The organism is Psychrobacillus mangrovi (genome assembly GCF_037104765.1).
Lineage (GTDB): Bacteria > Bacillota > Bacilli > Bacillales_A > Planococcaceae > Psychrobacillus > Psychrobacillus mangrovi.
The window spans coordinates 1-22,437 of sequence record NZ_JBAWSY010000025.1; the positions used below are offsets into that span (position 1 = coordinate 1).

Genomic DNA, 22,437 nt, shown 5'->3' on the forward strand with positions numbered 1-22,437 from the left:
TTAGCCGGTTTCCGATACGGATTCTAAGATCCCAGCGTCCGCTCGACTTTCCCTCACTTCTACTATATAAAAATAGTAGCACAAACCATGGCCTTGGTTTGTACTACTAATGTTAGTATGTTTCCGCCGGCATGGCTTCAGCCGCTTCCCTCGCTACGCTCAGTCCAGGGTCTTCAGCTCATGCTATTCCGGCTGGAGTCGCCGCCCTCCACTACAATCAACTATTGTATGCTATCTAAAAAACATCGTGAAAATAAATTAAAGTAAATGCATGTAGGTGTTCCCCATGATTTCAACAACAGAAATCCATATATAGCGATTTACGATATTTTGTGCCTAGAGGTGATATGCCTCGTAAAATTAATGAAGGTAAATATTGAAAATATGAAGGTACAAGAAATTGCGCTTGTGGCGAAACTAAATCCAGCAATATCAGAAAGAAATCGAAAACAGGAAGAAAAATTTGAATACAACAAAGATGCGGGCCTGTTTGGCAAGGAGGTTCAAGGAGCAACGACCCTATCCGCTGTTAATTTCAAGAAGTAACTTATCTATCAAAAAATAAAAAGACTATAGACAACTCGTTTTTTTCGAGTTTGTCTACAGTCTGAAATTCCAGAAGAACTTTCTGGAACGCTTTGATGATTATACTTCTAATACTCGTTGATAAAGGATTGAAACGCCTGATTCAATTGCTGCTTCTTTAACAGCTTCTGCAACTACGCTTACTACTCTTTCATCAAATGCATCTGGAATGATATAATCTTCCCTTAAATCACTCTCGTCAATAAGAGAAGCAATTGCCTGAACTGCCGCCAGCTTCATTTCTTCGTTAATATCAGTTGCTCTTACATCTAGTGCCCCTCTGAAGATCCCTGGAAAAGCCAATATGTTATTGACTTGGTTCGGATTATCAGAACGCCCTGTCGCAATGACTTTAACACCCCATTCTTTTGCTAAGTCATAGGCAATTTCAGGTGTAGGGTTCGCTAACGCAAAAACAATAGGATCAGGATTCATCGCATCAATTAATTCTCTCGTTAAAAGATTTGCTACGGAAACTCCAATAAAGATATCCGCACTATCCATAGCATCTTTTAATGTGCCTTTTAAACCTAGCGGATTTGTACTGCTAGCAATCGCCTGTTTAACCGGATTCATCCCCTCTTCTCGACCTTCATAAATAATACCGGTTGAATCACACATAATTATCTGTTGATAACCTAACTGTTGGAGAACTCTTAAAATGGCCATTCCCGCTGCTCCTGCTCCATTTATAACTACTTTTAATAAAGGAATTTCTTTTTGAACTAACTTTACGGCATTTTGTAGTCCCGCACCAACGACAATAGCTGTTCCATGTTGATCATCATGGAAAACAGGTATATTTAATTCTTGGCGAAGTCGATCTTCCACTTCAAAACATCGTGGAGCTGAAATATCTTCCAGATTAATCGCTCCAAATGTTGGACTTATTGCCTTTACAATTTGCACAATCTCATCTACATTTTTTGTGTCTAAACAAATTGGAAAAGCATCGACATTGGCAAAACGTTTTAACAAAATAGCCTTCCCTTCCATAACAGGTAATGCTGCTTCAGGCCCGATATCACCTAAACCTAAAACTGCCGTACCATCTGTAACTACTCCAACTAAATTGCCTTTCATCGTGTAATCGTAAATAGTCGAGGGATTATTTTTTATTTCGATACAAGGTTCTGCCACTCCAGGAGAATAAGCTAGGCTCAAATCCCCCATACTTTCCATAGGTACCTTTGAATTCATCTCCATTTTACCTTTGTACGTTCGATGCAAATTTAATGCTTTTGTTTTTAAGTCCATTGAATCCATCTCCTCACTTCACCCTCCATATATTTTTATTAGCTTTTTAGGTACTTAACTCCTAAATAGCAGTATATTCTGAGAATTATAATGATTTAGTGTGTTAAAGTCAATTTAGTGAAGGGTTGCACAATGACCCATATTTTTCTACAGAAATTAAGGCTATTACTGACCTGAATTCGAATTTTATAACCATAGTATTAACTATACATTTCACATTAAACAAATTTATTTTTTCGAGTTATTTATTATTTTTTCTTCTGAATTAGAATAACGGAGGGTTAAGTGCGTTTATAAGTGCATAAAAAAATCGGCAACCATATTGGTTCCCGATAACTTAAATGCACTGACTTAACGTTGAGGGGGTTAAGTGTGCGATTGATCAGCTACAATTGGAGAAAAGTCGCTGGTAAGAATCTTCTCACATAAGAGTAAGTTTCTATATGGTAATGATAATCATTTTCATTTAAAAAGTCAACAAATAATCGAAAAAATTGTATACTAATTTTATGACAACCTTAACGAACGACCAAATAAAACAACTGAATAATTATAGTGTGTATATTGAACCTATTGGTACTCCAATTTTTCATGCAAAAAACGTAGATACTGCTCTTCCTGTTATTAAATTAATCTCTGGAGCTTCAAATGATCCTATCGCCGCCTCTTTCTTCATGAGAAGAGTCGGGATGTTCATCTCGATGCAGTTTTATATGATGACTTTGTATGATGAGATTTGGGATGGCCCTTTAGAAGAACTTCAATACTTCGCCACTACGGAGTATGGAAATAAAACTATTAGCACATATATCCCATCAAAATTTTACAGAGATGTACGAGATGATCGCGCTAAAGATATTGAAATGGTTTGGAAACAACAATGCTATCCAATTATCCAACAACTTCGGTCACAATGCAGTATTTCTCCTCTGACGTTATGGGAGAATGTTTTTGGTTATTTACTATGGCATTACTACGTTTTTCTGGATAATCCGGTAACTTCGGAACAAGCGAATGAAGACTGGTTGCTACTCCAAGAAGAAGGTGTTTGGAAAAATTTTACTACAAAATATTTATTAGCTAATTATTTGAAAGGCAAAAAGCCAGCCGAATTAATTAATACAACCGTCCGAAAAACTTGCTGTTTTTCAAAAGATATACCTGGACTTCAACGATGTGGATTCTGCCCAATTTGAAAAGCACTCCCGAAAATAATTAGATAATTACTACGTGTAAGAGTAAAACATTTTACTTGAAAACAAATAAACTTTTTTAATGCATGTTTGAGTTAGCTTTGGGAATAGCTAATAAGAGTCTAATATTAAAGGAGTGAGAAAGCTTGGGAAACAAAATAGATGAACGCATTGACAATAAGCTCAATAGCATTGGCACAGAAGAAAAAGAAGAAATTCTAAAAAACTTTTCGGCATTCAAATCTTATTTATCAGAAAAAGTGGCTGCTGGAGAAAAATTGGGCTTAAGTGATGAGGCTTTAGCAAAGGCAACTGAAAAAGTCGCTGGCTATTTAGCAAAGCATGAAGACCCTCGAAATCGTGAGGAACATCTTCTACAACAGTTATGGAATAGTGGAAGTAAAGAAGAGCAACATGCACTAAGCCATATGCTGTTAAACCTCGTAAAAAATGAAGGATAGAATTCGTAAAGATGCTGAAGGTCCATTTCTTGATAATCCGGATGGGGTCCGAACAACGAAACAAAGTTTGTTCGATATGCATGAAGATATGCAAACTGTAGATGCCATTCAAGTAGAAGAACTGAACATGAAGGTACAAGACGAAAACTACCACCACCACACAAAAGATCGTTCTATAAGTGAAGAACGATATCCCCCTAACTAATAAAACAAGCTCCGAGCACCTCGGAGCTTGTTTTATATTAATTTTGCTGATACTAAACGATTTCTGATGATAACCCCTAACAGTGCTGCAACTATTGCTTTTGCAAGATCTGGTAAAATAAACGGGAGCAATCCCCCTTTAAATGCACCATTCCACGGAAGATCTGCAACTACTTTTAGCCAAACCGTTCCAATAATTAATATAATGAGAACAGCAATCATATTAGCGATAATTGCTTGTACTTTTGTATGCTTAAATTTTTCTAAGTACCACCCTATAAATAAAGCGGCTGGAATAATAGCTACAAGATAACCACCTGTAGGCCCTAAAATTATTCCAAATCCGCCCTTCATTCCTGCAAATACTGGAATTCCAACTAGACCCATCAAAACATATACAGTAACCGCCAATGATCCATATTTTTTCCCAAGAATCGTAGCTGTTAACATGACCGCAATTGTCATTAATGTAAACGGTACTGGTGGAATATTAATCATCAGCTGGGCAGCAACCGCTATTATTGCTGCAAATAAAGCTGCGACAATCATCATTTTCAAACTTTCATTTCTCACTTTTATTTCCCCCTATGTATATATGAGTTAACCTTACCTTCAATTAAGTTAACACAAAAACATCATAATAAAAATAAAAGATTTCGTCAATATAAAAAAACAACAATGAAAAACTTACGATTTAAATAACATAGTTGTCAGAAAACGTCTTGTTTCTTTCTTATTTGAAATTAACAGCGCATAGGATTGTTGCCTCTTAAATTTATTATACAGGGAAACGATGTTATCTTAGATATAGGAAAGGCTTAATTGTAAACATACAATAGTTGATTGTAGTGGAAGGCGGCGACTCCAGCCGCAATAGCAAATGTTTTCTGCACCGAAAGCGAAGCGGCAGGTGCATGAGCTGAAGACCCTGGACTGAGCGTAGGGAAAATAATTTTTGCGACGATCTTGCGCAGGAGCATTGTTTTTTGCGACGAGCTTTGCCAGGAGCAAGGGAAGGCTGAAGCCATGCCGGCGGAAAGCATCCGCCAGGAACGGAAATTAACGGGTCCAGACAAAAAGCGAGTATGAGAACGAAAAATTGTTCTCATACTCGCTAAGAGATACCTTGAAGAGTTTTTCAGTGCCCTAGGTAATAGAACACTGTTTATTCCCACCTTTGACTTGCTGATTCGATTGTTTCCAATCGAACAACGCTTTTTTGCATAGGGGGCGGACAAGATTTATTATATGCAATAATTTTTTCATTTACTTTTGTCACCCTAAACTGTAAATCAGTCTTTTGTCCGTTTACGTACTTTTGGGCAATATCTTTTAATTCATCTCTAATTTCATGCTGCAACTTTAACCAATGTGGTTTGAATCCAGCATCCTTCGCTATTTTTTGAAAGTGCTGAAATATATCTCCGGAAAAATATTCATCTGACAGAGGTTTGCCTTGCCCTTTCAAATTATCCATTCCGCCGGTTTTTTCATAGTTTTTTAAGATGTCACCGATTAAATCATTGCTTGGTTTATTGAAGTTTTCCATATTAAAACCTCACTTTACAATATGAATTTGCGGTACCTTCTCCTTTAAAACCTTTAAAAACTCTTCTTGATCCTCTGGAGAGATGATTACACTTCCCATGAACGCCTTTTTATAATGAACCTCTATAGCATCTTTAGAAGAAAGAATACGATAGCCAACGAGAATATCTGACGTGCGATTTACTTTCGTTATGTCTTCATATGGAATTTTACTTCTAAAAAGACCTCCACGGATAAATAAGTAATCTTCTTTAAAAGTGTATTCAATATCAAAAGAAATCCATACGATAAACCAAGTCATTACTACAAATAGAATAATCATTACCCAAATAGCTCCTACATCAGGAGCCTCTGTATAAAATAATTCAAATACTACCGGCCATAATGTTGCTATTGCGATAATTCCAATGGCTATGATGAGTAGATTAATAAATGACCGATCTCTTTTTGATTTAAACGTCATAGAATCACCCACCTATCTATATTGATTCTGTTGCAGCATCCTTTATACCTTCACGATGTGCATATAAATTTTTAAGGATTGATTTTATTACTGCATATGTTGGTACACCTAAAATAATCCCCCAGAGCCCCGCAATATTTCCGGCTGCTAAAATAATCGTTATAACTGTTAGTGGGTGAATATCCAATGATTTACCCATTACATTTGGTGTAATGAAATTACTTTCAATTTGTTGTGACACGAGCATGATAATGGCTACGTATATTGCAAGCTTTGGCTCTTGAACTAATGCAATTATAAGAGCGGGCACGACCGCAATATATGGTCCCAAAAACGGGATTACATTCATAATCATTCCGAATAAAGCAAGTAACAGGGCATACTCCAGTCCAATTGCAAAATAACCTATGAATAGCATAAGGCCAACTAAAAAACTAACAAATAATTGTCCTTGAATGTAAGAACGTAATGTATCATCTATATCGGCTAATGTCTTTCGTATCCAGGTTTTCTTTTCTCCTTTAAAAAACTTTGCAATAAATGGAGCAAATTTTTCATGATCCTTTAGCATATATACTAGGAAAAAAGGAACTAGAACTAATAAGAATATTCCCTGGAACAAGCTTTGAATGAATCGAATTAACAAAGAGCCTGCAGAAACCGCAATCGTGTCAATTTTTCCTGCTACATCTTCAATCGTTTTTTGTACTGACTCTGGAAGATCCGGCAACTTTTCTTTTTGAGAAAAGGCGAATCTTGTAAAATCCTCTACCTCACTAATAAATGCCGGTGTATTTTTCACAAGATCATTCACTTGTTTTGTTAGAGGTGGTCCGACCAGTGCATAAAATCCCCAACCAATTAAACCAATTACTACAAAAACGGAAATGATACTTGCCCACCTTGGAAACTTTATTGACTCCAACCATTTTTGAAGTGGTCTTGATAAATAAAATAAGACGCCACCTATTAATAAAGGGAAAAATATTGCTTGCCCGACAATTACTAGTGGTGAAAAAATAGTTTTAACTTTCATGAACATAAAAATGATTAATAGTGTAAGAAGTATTGCTACTCCAACTTGGAACCAACGCTTATTTGCCAACTAGTGCTCACATCCTCGAGTTATTTCTTTAATATTTATTACGATTCAATTTAAATGAAGTTTCACTTTATAATGTATCTTACCATTTTTTGTTCTATACTGTTAGCAAGATAATGATTTTTGAAGGGATAAAGTCTATGGAATATTATAAGCAACTACGAAAATATGTCGGACATGACCCACTTATACTTCCTGGAGCAGTCGTGCTTATTTTAAATGATAAGAGGGAAATTTTATTGCAGGAAAGAGAACAAGAAGTTTTTGGATTACCTGGTGGGTTAATGGAACTGGGAGAAAGCTTAGAAGATACCGCAAGAAGAGAGGTTTTGGAGGAAACGGGACTACAGCTTGGAAGTTTAACATTATGTAATGTATATTCTGGTCCAGAATATTATATGGAGAATCCAAATGGCGATAAATTTTACTCTGTAACTGCTGTCTATAAAGCATTTGAATACATAGGAAATATCACACCAGATGAAAACGAATCAATTAGTCTTCAATTTTTTTCACCTAAACATTTACCAGGCGGCATATTGGAATCTTATCGAAAATTTATAGAAGACGAGTTTTTGTAAGTTCAGTACAAACCCGTCCTCAAGCGGCCGGGTTTTATATGAACCTTTTTTCAACATAGTCCTCTTTAAGTATACCGTAAATTTCTAAGTCGACAATTCCTTTGCCAGACCATAATGAAGCTTGCCTTAACAGTCCCTCTCTTATAAAACCGTTCTTTATGAGTACTTTCTTTGAGGTCTCATTGGCAGGCATGACCTCTGCATGAATTCGATTAATATTCACTTCTTCAAATAAGTATTTTACGATTAGTTTGACCGATTTTGTTGCAATCCCATTGCCCCAACAATCTTCAGCCAAATAGTACCCAATAGTTACCGAGTTGATCTTTTGGTTAAAATCCATGCATTCCATAATTCCTACTAATTTATGTTTATCCCTCTTCTGAAAGATCCCCCACTTGATTCTGCTTCTTTTTTGAAAATCTCTTTCAAAATGCCCAATCATTTTACTAACTGTTTGTACATTATGTTTAGGTATGATCCCACAGTATTCAAAAACTTTTTCATTATCGTAAATTCTAAACAAATCCTGTAAATGTTTTTCTTCTATTCTCCCAAGAATTAGTTCCTCTGACTCCACTACCTGAAAGTAATCAAAGACTTTATCCATATCCATCTTCTTCTCCTTATGCTAGATCTCAATTGGAATGCAATTTTCTTTTATAGCATCCGTAATCTCAATATCTGCTGTCTCCTTCTTACGTAATATTTGAGTTTGAAAGCCAATGTTTCCTCATATGTCTCTTCTTGTATTTTGTATTAAATCCTTAAAATAATCCATCTTTATAATATTACTTTAAACCACATTATTAAATACTGGGATAATAATTTGTTCTAATTCTCTCTAATTTACCGAGCTAGATGCCTCTCTTTAGTAAAAGAGGCAAACAATAGAAAAGAAGAAGGCAACTACTTTTATCTAAAGTCAAGAAAACAATTATGAAACCCTATAATTAAGTGGTTTATTATAATATCACATATTATATAGGGGTAAAAAGAAAAGGATAGATGAACAGGTTATACCTGATTACATCTATCCTTTTGTACAACATATGACCTCATTTACTACAACAACAAACAAAGTTTTTACCACAACAAATTTCCTAAACTTCTACAACTAAAGCACCCGTTAGCCATCCATGAATCGCAAAAATCAGCTCTTCACCACAGAGAATGAAAATAGTTAAGAACCGTCCATACTATTTCTACGGCTGGGAGAGGAAGGTCGTTTAACTATGGTATGTTAAAGCCCATCCGTTAGTCTGACTCCAACGACCACGGTGCACCACTGACTGTCGCTCCCTTACGGGAAGCACACATGGTAGATTAATCCTATTCTGATTGTAGCACCAGCCTCCAATTATTATGAGAGCCGTAGAAAGGATGTTTTCAATGGATGTAGTCATTGAAAGAGCATGTGGGATGGATGTCCATAAAGACTCCATTACTGCTTGTATCATTACGCCAAAAGGAAAGGAGATTCAAACGTTTTCCACTAAAACTGTATTTCTATTACAGTTAATCGACTGGATTGAGGAGCATAATTGTACCCACGTGGCAATGGAGAGCACGGGAGTTTTTTGGAAGCCTATCGTTAACTTACTTGAAGCTGAAAGTATAGAATTTTTAGTCGTGAATGCCCAACATATGAAGGCAGTACCTGGTCGCAAGACCGATGTGAAAGATGCAGAATGGATTGCCAAACTTCTTCGTCACGGTCTACTTAAAGCAAGTTACATTCCGGACCGGAATCAGCGAGAACTGCGTGAGTTAGTTCGGTACCGCCGTAGTATTATCGAAGAACGTGCTAGACAACATAATCGGATTCAAAAGGTGTTGGAAGGTGCAAATATCAAACTTGGCTCCGTTGTTTCCGACATTATGGGTGTCTCATCCCTTGATATGCTTCGTGCAATCGCCGATGGCGAAAACGATCCTGAGAAGCTGGCAAGCTTTGCCCGTCGAACAATGAAAAAGAAAAAGGATGAACTTGAACTAGCCCTTCGAGTGCATATCAATCCACATCAACGGCTAATGTTAAAAACCATTCTGACTCATATAGAATTTCTTACTGAACAGGTTGACCTGCTAAACCAAGAGGTGACTACTAGACTATCCTCCCACCAAGAAGATATTGAGAGGTTGGATTCCATTCCCGGCATCGGCACTCGAATGGCCGAACAAATCTTAGCCGAAGTCGGAATGGATGTCGAGAAGCAATTCCCTAGCGCGTCTCACTTATGATCTAGGGGAAGATTACTTTGAAAAACAAAAACAACAATCTATTGTACGGTATTCTGTTCGCAGGCTTGAGAACTTAGGTTATAACGTAACAATTACAGAACCAAACGCCTCCTAATCCAATCATAATTTGATCCCCATTTAGGCGCTGCACTTTTTTAAAAATTAAATGAGCCGCGTCTGATTCCGTATTGTCTTTTTCTCTAAATCGAAGATTTTAATTTTCATGGGAGTTTAATAAGAACAATGACGCTTATTAAACAATCGCTCCCGATTGTGGTAAATCATTGATTAAATCGTATTCAAATTTTACCTTAATGGAAAGTATACCATTCTAAAAAATTGGTCAACATAGCTTTATGATAAGTAAAACGAACTTAAGGGTGAATGTTAAAATTGAAAAAAACAAAAGTAACTACACTATTAGAACTATTGAATGCTATTTATGAAAATGTGCCACAAGTTTTGGAAGTACAAGGATCCATTCTTTCCCCTCATTCGATTACTATACCCGAAGGCTATCAATTAACTGGAAAAAATATTGAATCATGTATAGTAAGCTTCAATAATAGTGATGGTTTTGGAGTGACTCGCAACAATACCATCTCTAACCTAACTGTAATAACAAAACAAACAAACAGAGCCATTTATACAGTGTGTGGCATTCCGGATATGGGGAAACTTGACCTTGAAAATTTGCATATTTCAGGTCAAGTTTCGATTATTTCTAGGCAAGGAACGGACAGGATTAATCTTTATGGAAACAATATCCATATTAACTCTTGCGATTCGAGGCATTATAGTGAGCAACCTCAAAAGTATGGCGTTAATGTGTATCAAGGAGCTATGACTGTATACAATTTTAATTCAGATCCTAACAGTCAAATTGATTGCAAATTAACAAACATCTCCATAGGCGTTAAAAACGCTCCTGTAATTGGCTCAGGTATTTTTGTTTGTGGGTTTGGCGATGAAGGTGGCAAGATTAATTTAGAAGCACTAACTACAGGTGCTGTTTATTCAAATGGAATGCTGCCGTATGGGACAGCTGATATTATTACCGCGGCAGTATTCATTGTGTATGGTGTGGAAGCAAAAATAGTTGAACATCATGACGAGATTGTGACTTACGGTGTAAATGATATGGTTCTGGATACATGGGGAAAAGTTGAAAAATGGATTAGCCATTGTCCAGTCATATCTTATGGACCAAGCGGCATCGGATTTGTGAATTTTGGAACAGTAAAAGATTTCTTGGCGCAGGATATTATTACCTATGGATTAGGAGCAAGAGGATTTAACCAATATGACGGTACAGTAGAAAATATTAAATTTAAATCCATCACAACCTATGGGGATGGTTCCATTGGGTTACAAGTCAGTAAGCCTATTGGAAATATGATTATTGAAGAAAATGTCACAACCTATGGCTCTGTTGGCAACTCCCTAGTTAAAGGCGCAATCACGAAACTTGCGGCAAATGCCGTAAGTATTAAATCAGGGGGCAAAATTGAAAGTTTGACCGTTAATGGAAATATTATCACGCACGGTGATGGTGTTACAAGTTACGCATTGGAAGGCGGAGAAGTGAAGGAACTTAACATTGGAGGTAAAATCATTGCTAGTGGGAAAAATTCGAAGCGAATTCTTTAATAAAAGAAATTCGCTTTTTATGTTTTTTAATAGTTTATGCATTATTTATTCGATTAAATGTCCCGATTATTGAACAAGCTAAAAATTTTTTCCTCAACTAACCTGACCGTTCGTTCAATAAGAAAAAGCTACCCTTTCAAGCTCGGAAAAACAATAATTAGTCAAACTGTGCCAAAATTAGACCATCCCGTAATTCCTCATAGTTTCATTTTATCAAAATAATAAAACGCGAAATAGTCAGAATAATTTAAATTTAATTCTAGCAAAGGGACTCTTTTTAAGCGTGTATAATTCAAGTATAGTTATACTTAACCTAGTCAAACGTCTCACAAAGAGGAGATTCCAATTTATGAAAGAACAAGATTGCTTATTGTTAGTGATTATACATGAGGAACAAAATATTACGAAGGCAGCGAATCGGTTATTTATGTCTCAACCTGCTCTTACCTATCGGCTGCAGCAAATTGAGCAGGAGTATGATATTAAAGTTCTGAAACGAGAAGGTAACAAAATGAGGTTTACACCCGAAGGGGATTACTTAGTTGAATTCTCAAAAAATATGCTACTTGAGATAAGTAAAATGAAGGATTATATGAGTTTAATCAAAAACAATACCCAGGGACGACTTAGAATAGGTGTTTCTAGTAATTTTGCGTTGTACAGTCTACCCCCTATCATTAAAAAATTCCTGGAGTTGACTCCTAAAGTGCAAGTTAAGATAAATTCTGGTTGGAGTTCAGAGATTGTACAGTTATTAAAAGAAAATGTTATTCAAATTGGGATTGTAACAGGAAACTATGATTGGTATGAAGATAAGATACTTTTACATGAAGATCCAATTTCCATTATTTCTAATAGACCTATCCAGCTGAAAGAGTTGCCCTCTACACCAATGATTTCCTATCAGCCGAATAACCTTATTAGAAAAACGCAAAAGCCTTCAAACCCTTTATCCAAACTAATTGAAAATTGGTGGCAAGAGAACTTTACATCAGCTCCAATGATTAGCATGGAGATTGATAAGGTAGAAACATGCAAAGAGATGGTTGCGAATAATTTAGGATATGCCATCATCCCTAAATCAGCTCTTACTTCACATGACTCATTCTATACATATGATTTAAGAGCCGAAAATGATGAGTTAATAACCCGGAAGACATGGCTAATGTACCGAGAGTCTTCCCTTGAGCTTTCACCGGTTAAAAGCTTTGTCGAACATATGAAAAAAGCCTTATTATAGGCTTTTCTCTATAAATCTAGTACGGGAAATGGCAGGCAACAAAATGACCACTCTCTTTTTCAGTAAATTCTGGTAGCACGTCTTTACATTTTTGGGTTGCAATTGGACATCTCGTATGGAACTTACAGCCAGATGGTGGATTAACTGGACTCGGGATATCTCCCTCTATACCAACATCCTTACGATTATTTCTTAATGTAGGGCTAGAAATAGGGACAGAAGATAACAATCCAGCAGTATAAGGATGCATCGGCCTTTTAAATAACTGCTCTTTCGTTGTTAACTCAACTAGATCTCCTAAGTACATAACACCAATACGATCACTAAAATGTTTAACAGCTGGTAACCCGTGCGCGATAAAAATATAAGTTAAATGATATTTTTTTTGAATAGAGGATAACAAATTTAATATTTGAGCTTGAATGGATACATCCAATGCAGAAACTGGTTCATCACATACTATAAGTTTAGGGTTTAGAGCAAGAGCTCTTGCAATCCCAATTCTTTGTCTTTGCCCACCACTAAACTCGTGAGGAAATCGGTTGGAGTATGAAGGATCTAGACCTACATCATCCATTAATTCAAACACTTTTCGTTCCAACTCATTTTTATCGAGTTTCATATGAGTAATTAACGGTTCAGCTATGATATCAAATAATCTCATCCTCGGGTTCAATGATGAGAAAGGATCTTGAAAAATCATTTGAAAATCTGTCCGTTTCTTCTTCAATTCTTTTTCTTTTAATGAGGATATTTCTATTCCATCAAAAACAATCTTTCCTTCTGTAGGTTTTAATAAACCCATTATCAAATTGCCTAACGTTGATTTCCCACACCCTGATTCTCCAACAATCCCTAGAGTTTCTCCTCTATTAACGGTTAGATCGATGCCATCGACCGCCTTCAAATATTCTTTATTCTTTTTAAGAAGATGTCCTCCTACCTCAAAATGCTTTTTGACACCTTCTAAGATCAATAGTTGCTGTCCAGTTTCTCCATTTAAACGAATGCTATCTTCCAATGTTTTCAGCATAAAGCAACTCCTCCTGGTTTTCTTCATAAAGCCAGCATCTGACCTTATTGGAATCCCCCAAGCTTGTTAGATTTGGACTCTCTTTGCGGCAGATTGCCTTCACGTGTGGACATCTTGGATGAAAGGAACAACCAGTAGGTCGATTCGCTGGAGAAGGTACGTTACCTTTAATTGGTTCTAAATCATCCTTTTCATCATCCAGATGGGGAGTACTATTTAATAATCCCTTTGTATATGGATGCCTTGGATTTGCAAAAAGACTAAATACATCTGCTTCCTCTACTACTTGACCTGAGTACATAACAATCACTTTATCCGCTATTTCTGCTACTACACCCAAATCATGTGTAATTAATAAAATGGATGTATCAAAATCATCTCTTAGTCCTTTCATTAATTTTAAGATTTGAGCTTGAATAGTTACATCTAAAGCAGTCGTCGGTTCGTCAGCGATTAATAACTTTGGGCTACAAGCCAATGCCATAGCAATCATCACACGTTGCCTCATCCCACCACTTAACTCATGGGGATACGATTCATATATCTTATCAGCTCGTGGTAATCCTACTTTATTTAACATCTCTATACTTCGTTGTTTAGCCATTTTTTTTGTTAGTTTTTGATGAAGGATCAGTGTTTCAATAAGCTGTTTCCCAATTTTAACCACCGGATTAAGAGAACTTAGTGGCTCTTGAAAAATCATCGAAATGTCATTACCTCGTATCGATCTCATCTCTTTTTCTGAAATCTTTGTTAAATCTTTCCCTTCAAAAATAACTTCACCATCTACAACCTTTCCTGGTGAATCTACTAATCTCATGATTGAGTAAGAAGTGACACTTTTACCGCAGCCTGATTCACCAACAATTGCAGTTGTTTGTCCTTTATCGATGGTGAATGACACGCCATCTACTGAAGGAATAATTCCTTTATCTGTATAAAAATGAGTTTTTAAATTGACTACTTCAAGCATCTTTGTCATTTCCATTCCTCCATTCACTAAGATTTAGTTCCTCGTGATCTAGGATCTAGTACATCCCGTAACCATTCTCCTAAAAAAATAATTCCAAGGACTGTAATCGAAATTGCTACACCAGGAAAAGTCGATAACCACCAACTAGTTGCGAGATGTTCCCTTCCTTCACTCAGCATAATACCCCATGAAATGGCAGGAGGTTGAATACCTAATCCTAAAAAACTTAAAGAAGATTCTGTAATAATAGTTCCAGCGATACTTAATGTCGAAATGACGATAATTGATGAAAAAACATTTGGTAAAATATGACGGAAAATAATATTAAAATTTGAAACTCCAATTGTCTTCGCCGCTTTTACATATTCTCTTTCTTTGATACTTAATGTTTCACTTCTAACCAAACTTGCATACATAACCCAATTCGTTATACCAATGACAAAGATCAGAGTGAACAAACCAGGATTTAATACCGTTAAAAAAACGATACAAAATAAGGTAGTCGGAATCGCCAAAAAAGAATCTACCAATCTCATAATAATGCTATCAACAATTCCACCATAATAACCTGCAATAAGGCCAAATACAACGCCTATTAACCCTCCGACAACAACAGATAGTATACCTACAATAATAGATATTCTCGAACCATAAATAAGTCTGCTTAAAATATCACGTCCAAGATTATCTGTACCAAGAATATGACTTAAGTCCCCGTTAACAAGCCAAAATGGCGGCTTTAACATATTAGCGGTATCAATTTTATTGGGATCGTATGGTGCGATGATCGGTGCTAACAACGCCATCAAACATACAGTTAACACGATAAGGAGACCTACAACTCCCGTTTTGCTAGTTAATAACTTTTTTAATAGTACTAGAAACTTTTTACTCATATTTTCTTTTTGTCTACTGCTCTCAACTGGATAAGGAGATAGCTCAGCCTGATTATTCAATTCCATCGATTTACCTCCTCGTTAATTAAACTTTATCCTTGGATCTAGTACACGGTACATGATATCCGTTAGTATATTGATGAATATAATCATGCTCGCTGTGACAAAGACTGCGGCTTGAATTATTGGAAGATCCTTTGCATAGACCGCTTGGATGATCAATTGCCCAAGTCCTGGCCAAGCAAATATCATTTCCGTAATTAACGACCCACCAACTAAAGCTGCGGCTTGAAGGAAGGTAATCGTAATTACAGGTACCAATGAATTTTTAAAAGCATGTTTAATCACAACGGCCGAATATTTTAAGCCTTTGCTTCGTGCTGTTCGAATATAATCCTGATGAAGTATTTCTAACATACTAGAACGTACTAGACGCGTGATTTCTGCGGACATCGCCGTTCCTAAAGTAATGGCAGGCAAAACAATATGGGAATAGCTTCCTGTTCCTGAAACCGGCAAAACTTTTAGAGTGACAGAAAAAACTAAAATCAACATAATTCCTAGCCAAAAGTTTGGTATAGCTTTTCCTAATACAGAAAAGCTTGTTGCAAAAAAGTCAATGACAGTATTAGGTTTTACTGCAGATATTATCCCCAATGGAATAGCAATTAGAATCGCAATAATCATCGATGCTGTAGCTAACTCAAGCGTTGCGGGTAGCCTTTCTAACACAAGTCCTAATGCTGAAGTCCCATATTGATAGGATTCACCAAAGTCCCCCCGAAACAAATCTAAGATATAATTTCCAAATTGGACATAAAACGGCTGATCAAATCCCAATGCATGGCGAAACTGAGCTATCTCCTCTGGTGATGCATCTGCAGGCAACATTGTAGCAACAGGGTCTCCCGCTATATAAACAAGTACAAAAATCATGATTGTAACGATAAAAAGTACTGGAGGAATTTGAAGTAATCTCTTAGCTAAATATTTCCACACGGCTATCCTCTCCTTTAGTTGAACGGTGTAATATAATATTTTCGATAACAATCTTCCCTTTCACGTACATTGCTACGAAGCTACTTCAAAACAAAGCCCATGACGTTTTTATAGAAATTCCCCCTCTCTATTTCCGATGAAAAAAGGGAGGGGCAATAAGCATAGTGCTTCTTAAAATTAGACTACTTATTTGTTATATCTGGAATGTAAATAAGCTCATCCATTCTTGTTTCATACTCTATAGATTTAGAAACCCCAAAATATTGATCAATTTGAAATAAAGGTAAAATTGGCTTTTCAGCATTTGCAATATCTTGAACACGTTGATACATTTCAATGCGAGCGCTTTCATCCATTGACGTTTCAGCATCGCTTAATAACTGGTCAACTTCTGGGTTACTATAACCGTTAATCGAACTAGCACGAGCCGTGCCATAGTAATTTAGTGACTGACCAGCATCAAAAAACGAAGAACCTAGTGCTATTAAGTAACCATCTTTAAACTTTTGCTGTTCTCTTAACTCAACGAATGGTTCCCACTTCATCAGATTCATTTCTGTTTTGATCCCTGCTTCTTCTAGCATCCCAGCAATCAGTTGCATTACTTCACGGTCTTGAATGTACCTTCCAGTTGGACCAGATAATTCTATAGTCAGCCCATCTTCATAACCTGCTTCTGCTAATAGTTGCTTTGCTTTTGTAACATCGTAGTTATACTTTCCATATAACTCCTCTTGTGCGCCTATGTCTCCTGGGTTCACACGTGAAAGTGACGGAGTACCACCACCATTTAACAAACTATCCACGATTGCTTGATCATCAATGGCATAATCCATCGCTTCTCGAACTTTCACATCAGAAGTTGGCCAACCTTCCTGTGTTCGAAGAAAAATCATATAATTTCGATTAGAAGGTCCATTAACAATTTGACTATTGTCAGAACTTTTTACTCGTTCCCAATCACTTGGAGGAACATTTGCAACAATATCAATGTTTCCTGACAAAAGTTCAGCAACCCTAGTTGAATCCTCAGGAATTGCTTTAAAAATAACCTGGTCAACATTTGTAACTTTCTTTCCAAAATAATCAGGATTAGGCTCTAATACAACCTGGTTATCCCTTTTCCATTCAACAAATTTTAATGGCCCAGATCCAACTGGACTATTTTCAAAGTGATCCCATCCATTTTCTTCAATATAATCCTTTGGTAAAATTCCGGACGCCTGTCTTGAAATTCTACTCAAAAGCATCGGATCAGGTTCAGTTGTAATAATTTGAAACGTTAAATCATCCAATACTTTAACTTCTTTTATCGTGTCATAATCACCATGACTTCGAAGCGTATCATCCTTTGCAACTCTTTCAAGTGTAAATTTAACGTCCTCTGCTGTTAAATCTTCCCCATTATGAAACTTGATGCCTTCGTTGAGTTTAAACTCTACAGTCGTATCGTCGATTTTATTCCATTCTTTTGCTAAATGGGGTTGAATTTCTCCTGCCTTGTCTCTCATCAATAAATAATCAAATACATTAACGTGAATTGCCTCTGTAGTTGTAGTTGTATGGTTATGAATATCCCATGTCATAAGATCCGGACCTAAGGAAATGATTAATGTCTTATCTTCTTCCTTAGAAACTTCTGTAGTTGTACCTTTCGATGTAGTGGTGCAGCCAGCTAGTAATAAGATAGAAACTAGTGCACAAATCGATAAAGCTGAAAATTTGCCCCTCATATAAATCCCCCTAGTTTTTGGTTAGTAAATTAATTAGTTGATACAAATTCTTCTGAATTGCTTTCTAATGTTTGTTTTGCAACTATGAATTCAGCTTTAATCCTATCTAACAATTCCGGTGAATAAACTAAATCTAGACAAGTCCCACTTAATGTCTTGGCAGCCGCTAAAATTGCTTCATTTCCATCATTACTTTTAGAGGCTTCCACCCATTCTTCTGTATGATTTGATGTTCCATAGGGTACAAAAGAAACACGTATACATGCACCAGGCACACGGTGAGTGACAATACTGAAATCAGTAGAACCAGTTCTTTCACGGGGTGGCGTAATATTCTTTGCACCTGAAAAACGTGCATTTTCTAAGAGCAAATCATTTAAACTTTGAACATTCAACTTATTCTCCAGTGACTTTACAGGATGAATGATTACCTTAGTTCCGGTAGCTAATGCCGCACCTTTAGCTACGTTAAACACTCGTTCCACAACTTCATTTAAATATTTTCGATCCTTCGCACGAACGGAAAATTTGGCTGTTGCCCTTTTGGGTACAATGTTAGGAGCTTTCCCTCCATCCGTGATGATGCCATGAATTCGAACATCCGTACGAACATGCTCGCGTAAATATTCCATTCCATTAAAGGTCATAAGAACTCCATCTAGTGCACTAATTCCTTGTTCAGGAGCCACAGCAGCGTGTGATTCCTTTCCGATAAATTCAAATTCAAAGTTATCTACAGCTAGTGATCTTCCATCAACTGTTGTCCGGTCACCACCGTGCATCATTAATGCCACATCAAGATGGTCAAAATATCCTCCGTTAGCCATCGGAATCTTGCCACTTGTTGTTTCCTCGGCAGGAGTGCCGATTACTTGAATCGTTACATCCTTGTGGCTCAATTGCCTCGAAAGAGCAATGGCTGCTCCTAATACGGATGCAGATTGTAGGTTATGACCGCATCCATGGCCAAGATCCTTTAATGCGTCATATTCACAAAGCAATCCAATTACCGGACCTCCCAATCCATTTTTATAGGTGGCGATAAAGGCAGTTTCTAATCCGGCAATCCCTTTTTCAATAGTGAAACCATAGTTTCCTAATGTCTCCGTAATCTTCTGAACTGCCTTAAATTCCTCATTACCTAATTCAGGATTATCATGGATGTAATCACTAACACTAAATAAAACATTACTTAAACTTTCTACTTCGTTAAACAATACACTTTTCTCATCCAGCAAAATCAACACCTCAACTCTACTTAGTTTTCAATTAATAACATAAACCAATAAATAATAAAATATTAAATATTCAGATTCATTAGTCTAATATTAATGAAGCATAGAATTAAAAGGAAATTTAAAAAAGTTAAGTCAGTTATAAAAAAATTCTATAGTTGTCCTTTACCTGTTTTGGCGAAAACCTTTTTATGTATGCAAAATAATAGTTTATCATAATTATTTGATAATTTTAATGATTATTACTACTCAGGTGTTTTTCCAGATTGGACTGAAATGATTGAGGAAAGTACTTTAATCTTCTGTTTTCAAGGTGGGAAACGATGTCAAGGATTTGCGAAAATTGCTCAGTACCTTCGACAACGTGGAAGGTACTGAGCAATTTTAAAGCCACTTAATACAAATTCTATGAAACCTTAAGACATAATATAAAATCACTATAGATTATGGGTTTTACTTTTATTTTTTGAATTGCAGTAAATTGTCAGAGTAGGGTAGAATTGTTTCTACCACAGGGACAAAAAAAGAAAGAAAAAAGCGTAATCCAAATAGGACTACGCTTTCTTCCTTCCCTTAAGAGGGAATACACTCGGAAAATTTGTTAATGTTGCTAAGTTAAACCGTAACTGACAATTCCACATTCATCTCGTCAGTGCAGTTATGTCATCTGATATGAAATACCAGACATTTAGGTGCACTTCCACAAAAAACTTTTCTTTCACTTCCAGGTAAAACACGTTGGACCTGAACCTAAATATATCGGTTCCCGACGAGAGTACCTTTTGTCAGTAAAGCAAATTTTCCGCCAAGGCTGTGCAAATCATCCATTGGAGTCTCTTGTAAACTCATAGTTTACCAGTCCCTTCCTACGGTAGTTTCGCCTTGTACTATTTATATACCCCGCTTAAAAATAATTAAACATCTTTTATTAAATTTGTTCAAACTTTTTTATGTAAGTTTTGAAAGGATTTTTTTCCATCCAGCTCCTGCTGTATTATATCTTGTTTTGTATAAAAAAACTTGCAAAAAGATGGAGAGCTTAATTCGAATTTGTCTATTGAAATGCCCCCTTGTTCAGTTGATTTAGTTGACACTGAATATATAATTTCAAATTTCCGGAATATTGTTGTGGTAGTAAATGAGGTCATTTAAGAGGTCTTATAAACATAAAAAGTACACCACTATATATAAGTGATGTACTGATTATCTTATAATGTGTGACATTAAAGATAAGTTAGTGTTTTTATAATAAAAGCATACATTCACTTATCTTTAATTTTACAAATTATCCTTCTTCTTATTTATGTGCTATATGAACTTTTAACTGCTTACCTTTTACTGTAGTATTTCGCATTGTTTTTAACACAAGTGGACCTTTGCCATTAAGTATTTCTACATAAGTAACATTGTCCTGAATCGTAATAATTCCAATGTCGTCCGCAGAAACGCCTTCTATCTTTGCAATAGTGCCTACAAAATCAACTGCTCGAAGTTTCTTTTTCTTGCCTCCGTTGAAATACAGTTTCGTAATGTTCGCATTTAACTGCTCACCTTTGGATTTTTTCAGTTCTGGTTGCTCTTGCATTTTCAAGTCGAAAACTGCACGATTTTTTGATACTGCCTCATCTGAAAGCTCAGGTCCAGTGGGAATTTCAAAGCCAATAAATGCCTCAATTTCTTTTACAAATTTATCTTCATGTGGAGTAGCTAACATGATTGATTTACCACTTCGTCCCGCTCGACCAGTTCTACCAGTACGATGGACGTAGCTTTCTTGCTCCAGAGGGACATCAAAATGCACTACATGTGTAATATCTTCAATATCAATTCCACGAGCAGCTACATCCGTCGCAATTAAATAACGGAATTCACCCTTTCGGAATTCGTCCATTACTTCAAAACGATCCTCTTGCATCATCCCACCATGTATCTTATCCGCTGTGTAACCTTTTGCATCGAGGGCATCCACAAGCTGATCCACTCGCTCTTTTGTACGACAAAAGATAATACAGCTATCTGGATTTTCTAGTATCGTTAGCTTTTCAAGGAATGCTTGCTTTTGCTCTTCCTTCACTACATACTTCACATGTTCAATATCTGGAGCGTGATCTTCCGTAACAGCAATTTCAATGGAAACAGCGTCCCTCATATATTTATTACTTAATTTTTTTATTTCGTCTGATAGAGTAGCCGAAAATAACATAGTTGTACGTTCTTTTGGAAGTAGTTTAATAATGGATTCTACTTGCTCTAAAAAACCCATATTCAACATTTCATCTGCTTCATCGATTACGAGATATTCTATTTTAGATACATCAAGCGTACCTTTTTCCATATGGTCAAGCACTCTTCCTGGTGTCCCCACTACAATATGTGTTTTTTGTTTTAATGCTAATTTTTGTTTCGCAAAAGGTGATTTTCCGTATAAGGCTAGTCCTTTTATTCGTTTATAACGACCAATATTCGTTATATCCTCTTGAACTTGAACTGCTAATTCTCTCGTTGGCGTCAATACCAACGCCTGAGGTTTGTTTTCTTCCCAATCTACAAGCTCACATAATGGTGTCGCAAAAGCAGCTGTTTTCCCACTACCGGTTTTCGATTTAACAAGAATATCCTGCTTTTTAAGGGCAACAGGAATTACCTTTTGTTGTACTTCTGTTGGCTCTGTATAACCCAATTGTTCAATGGCTTTTAAGATTTTCTCGTCTAACATTAATTCTTTAAAATGCACTATGCATAAACTCCTCTTTACTTCCCTATTTTCATCCCTAACACATCTGAATCTTCTATAGCTATTAATGCAGCTTTTTTTATGCATTCTTTCCTTTCCTTATTCATCTAAATTGGTGTTTTAACTAAATTTACTCTATGTCCCTTAGTATATTATTACCCGAAGAAATATTACTTAAGCCTATCATAAGTTGGTATTCGAAAAACATCTTTTCCTACTAAAAGCATATAATTATATTAATTAACGAGAAAGAGCCCTTAATTAAACTCTTTAACATCTTATAACAAGCTAACTATGATATAATTA

General features: G+C 36.2%; 21 protein-coding genes and 1 pseudogene. 8 read left to right on the top strand and 14 right to left on the bottom strand.

All coding sequences use genetic code 11. The features are described from left to right. The first annotated feature begins 363 nt into the window (after window positions 1-363). Window positions 364-546, top strand: a complete 183-nt coding sequence (locus WAX74_RS18935) for a hypothetical protein (RefSeq protein WP_336499267.1) — start codon at window positions 364-366, stop codon at window positions 544-546. Between the two features lie 99 nt (window positions 547-645). Here WAX74_RS18935 and WAX74_RS18940 read toward each other — a convergent pair whose 3' ends face one another. Continuing rightward, window positions 646-1,842, bottom strand: coding sequence for an NAD(P)-dependent malic enzyme (locus tag WAX74_RS18940; RefSeq protein WP_336499227.1), 1,197 nt, complete (start codon window positions 1,840-1,842; stop codon window positions 646-648). Between the two features lie 509 nt (window positions 1,843-2,351). Between WAX74_RS18940 and WAX74_RS18945 the strand changes: the two genes are divergently transcribed. From WAX74_RS18945 to WAX74_RS18955, 3 genes are all read left to right on the top strand, one after another. Next, the gene (locus tag WAX74_RS18945) at window positions 2,352-3,038 is read left to right on the top strand and encodes a hypothetical protein (RefSeq protein ID WP_336499228.1); all 687 of its coding nucleotides are present in this window, start codon (window positions 2,352-2,354) and stop codon (window positions 3,036-3,038) included. Window positions 3,039-3,181: 143 nt separating this feature from the next. Beyond that, window positions 3,182-3,496 carry a DUF3243 domain-containing protein gene (locus WAX74_RS18950; protein WP_336499229.1) on the top strand — a complete coding sequence of 105 codons (315 nt, stop codon included), beginning with the start codon at window positions 3,182-3,184 and terminating at the stop codon, window positions 3,494-3,496. Next, complete coding sequence (locus WAX74_RS18955) at window positions 3,486-3,701, top strand: hypothetical protein (RefSeq protein ID WP_336499230.1); 216 nt, start codon at window positions 3,486-3,488, stop codon at window positions 3,699-3,701. The genes WAX74_RS18950 and WAX74_RS18955 overlap by 11 nt, the downstream gene beginning before the upstream one ends. A 32-nt stretch (window positions 3,702-3,733) precedes the next feature. On the opposite strand, the gene WAX74_RS18960 is transcribed toward WAX74_RS18955, so the two are convergent. From WAX74_RS18960 to WAX74_RS18980, 5 genes are all read right to left on the bottom strand, one after another. Beyond that, window positions 3,734-4,273 carry a biotin transporter BioY gene (locus WAX74_RS18960; protein WP_336499231.1) on the bottom strand — a complete coding sequence of 180 codons (540 nt, stop codon included), beginning with the start codon at window positions 4,271-4,273 and terminating at the stop codon, window positions 3,734-3,736. A gap of 245 nt (window positions 4,274-4,518) precedes the next feature. Next, window positions 4,519-4,809 carry a hypothetical protein gene (locus tag WAX74_RS18965; protein ID WP_336499232.1) on the bottom strand — a complete coding sequence of 97 codons (291 nt, stop codon included), beginning with the start codon at window positions 4,807-4,809 and terminating at the stop codon, window positions 4,519-4,521. Between the two features lie 56 nt (window positions 4,810-4,865). Beyond that, window positions 4,866-5,249, bottom strand: a complete 384-nt coding sequence (locus WAX74_RS18970; protein ID WP_336499233.1) for a DnaJ family domain-containing protein — start codon at window positions 5,247-5,249, stop codon at window positions 4,866-4,868. A 9-nt stretch (window positions 5,250-5,258) separates the two neighbouring features. Next, complete coding sequence (locus tag WAX74_RS18975; protein WP_336499234.1) at window positions 5,259-5,711, bottom strand: PH domain-containing protein; 453 nt, start codon at window positions 5,709-5,711, stop codon at window positions 5,259-5,261. A gap of 16 nt (window positions 5,712-5,727) precedes the next feature. Next, window positions 5,728-6,816 (bottom strand): AI-2E family transporter, encoded by a 1,089-nt coding sequence (locus WAX74_RS18980; RefSeq protein ID WP_336499235.1) that lies wholly within the window; start codon window positions 6,814-6,816, stop codon window positions 5,728-5,730. Window positions 6,817-6,953: 137 nt separating this feature from the next. Between WAX74_RS18980 and WAX74_RS18985 the strand changes: the two genes are divergently transcribed. After that, window positions 6,954-7,394: an NUDIX hydrolase gene (locus tag WAX74_RS18985; protein WP_336499236.1), complete on the top strand. Its 441-nt coding sequence runs from the start codon at window positions 6,954-6,956 to the stop codon at window positions 7,392-7,394. 34 nt (window positions 7,395-7,428) lie between these two features. On the opposite strand, the gene WAX74_RS18990 is transcribed toward WAX74_RS18985, so the two are convergent. Continuing rightward, the gene (locus WAX74_RS18990; RefSeq protein ID WP_336499237.1) at window positions 7,429-8,010 is read right to left on the bottom strand and encodes a GNAT family N-acetyltransferase; all 582 of its coding nucleotides are present in this window, start codon (window positions 8,008-8,010) and stop codon (window positions 7,429-7,431) included. Window positions 8,011-8,786: 776 nt separating this feature from the next. Between WAX74_RS18990 and WAX74_RS18995 the strand changes: the two are divergent. From WAX74_RS18995 to WAX74_RS19005, 3 genes and pseudogenes are all read left to right on the top strand, one after another. Then, window positions 8,787-9,635, top strand: a pseudogene (locus WAX74_RS18995) (IS110 family RNA-guided transposase); the annotation flags it as partial. A gap of 396 nt (window positions 9,636-10,031) precedes the next feature. Further along, entirely contained in the window at window positions 10,032-11,288 is a 1,257-nt protein-coding gene (locus WAX74_RS19000) for a hypothetical protein (RefSeq protein ID WP_336499239.1), read from the top strand. A 349-nt stretch (window positions 11,289-11,637) separates the two neighbouring features. Further along, window positions 11,638-12,528 (top strand): LysR family transcriptional regulator, encoded by an 891-nt coding sequence (locus tag WAX74_RS19005; protein WP_336499240.1) that lies wholly within the window; start codon window positions 11,638-11,640, stop codon window positions 12,526-12,528. 16 nt (window positions 12,529-12,544) lie between these two features. Here the strand turns inward: WAX74_RS19005 and WAX74_RS19010 are convergent, their stop codons facing one another. The 7 genes from WAX74_RS19010 to WAX74_RS19040 all read right to left on the bottom strand — a co-directional run bounded on the left by WAX74_RS19010 (window position 12,545) and on the right by WAX74_RS19040 (window position 22,113). After that, on the bottom strand, window positions 12,545-13,561 hold the full coding sequence (locus tag WAX74_RS19010; protein WP_336499241.1) for an ABC transporter ATP-binding protein: 1,017 nt from the start codon (window positions 13,559-13,561) through the stop codon (window positions 12,545-12,547). Next, window positions 13,539-14,543 (bottom strand): ABC transporter ATP-binding protein, encoded by a 1,005-nt coding sequence (locus WAX74_RS19015; protein WP_413788999.1) that lies wholly within the window; start codon window positions 14,541-14,543, stop codon window positions 13,539-13,541. The genes WAX74_RS19010 and WAX74_RS19015 overlap by 23 nt, the downstream gene beginning before the upstream one ends. Before the next feature lie 17 nt (window positions 14,544-14,560). Beyond that, window positions 14,561-15,496: an ABC transporter permease gene (locus WAX74_RS19020; protein WP_336499242.1), complete on the bottom strand. Its 936-nt coding sequence runs from the start codon at window positions 15,494-15,496 to the stop codon at window positions 14,561-14,563. A 15-nt stretch (window positions 15,497-15,511) separates the two neighbouring features. Continuing rightward, a complete protein-coding gene (locus tag WAX74_RS19025) occupies window positions 15,512-16,429 on the bottom strand; it encodes an ABC transporter permease (RefSeq protein ID WP_336499243.1) in 918 nt (305 codons plus the stop codon). A 182-nt stretch (window positions 16,430-16,611) separates the two neighbouring features. Then, a complete protein-coding gene (locus WAX74_RS19030; protein ID WP_336499244.1) occupies window positions 16,612-18,162 on the bottom strand; it encodes an ABC transporter substrate-binding protein in 1,551 nt (516 codons plus the stop codon). 29 nt (window positions 18,163-18,191) lie between these two features. Continuing rightward, on the bottom strand, window positions 18,192-19,400 hold the full coding sequence (locus WAX74_RS19035) for a M20 family metallopeptidase (protein WP_336499245.1): 1,209 nt from the start codon (window positions 19,398-19,400) through the stop codon (window positions 18,192-18,194). A gap of 1,294 nt (window positions 19,401-20,694) precedes the next feature. After that, window positions 20,695-22,113 carry a DEAD/DEAH box helicase gene (locus WAX74_RS19040; RefSeq protein WP_336499265.1) on the bottom strand — a complete coding sequence of 473 codons (1,419 nt, stop codon included), beginning with the start codon at window positions 22,111-22,113 and terminating at the stop codon, window positions 20,695-20,697. Window positions 22,114-22,437 lie beyond the last annotated feature (324 nt).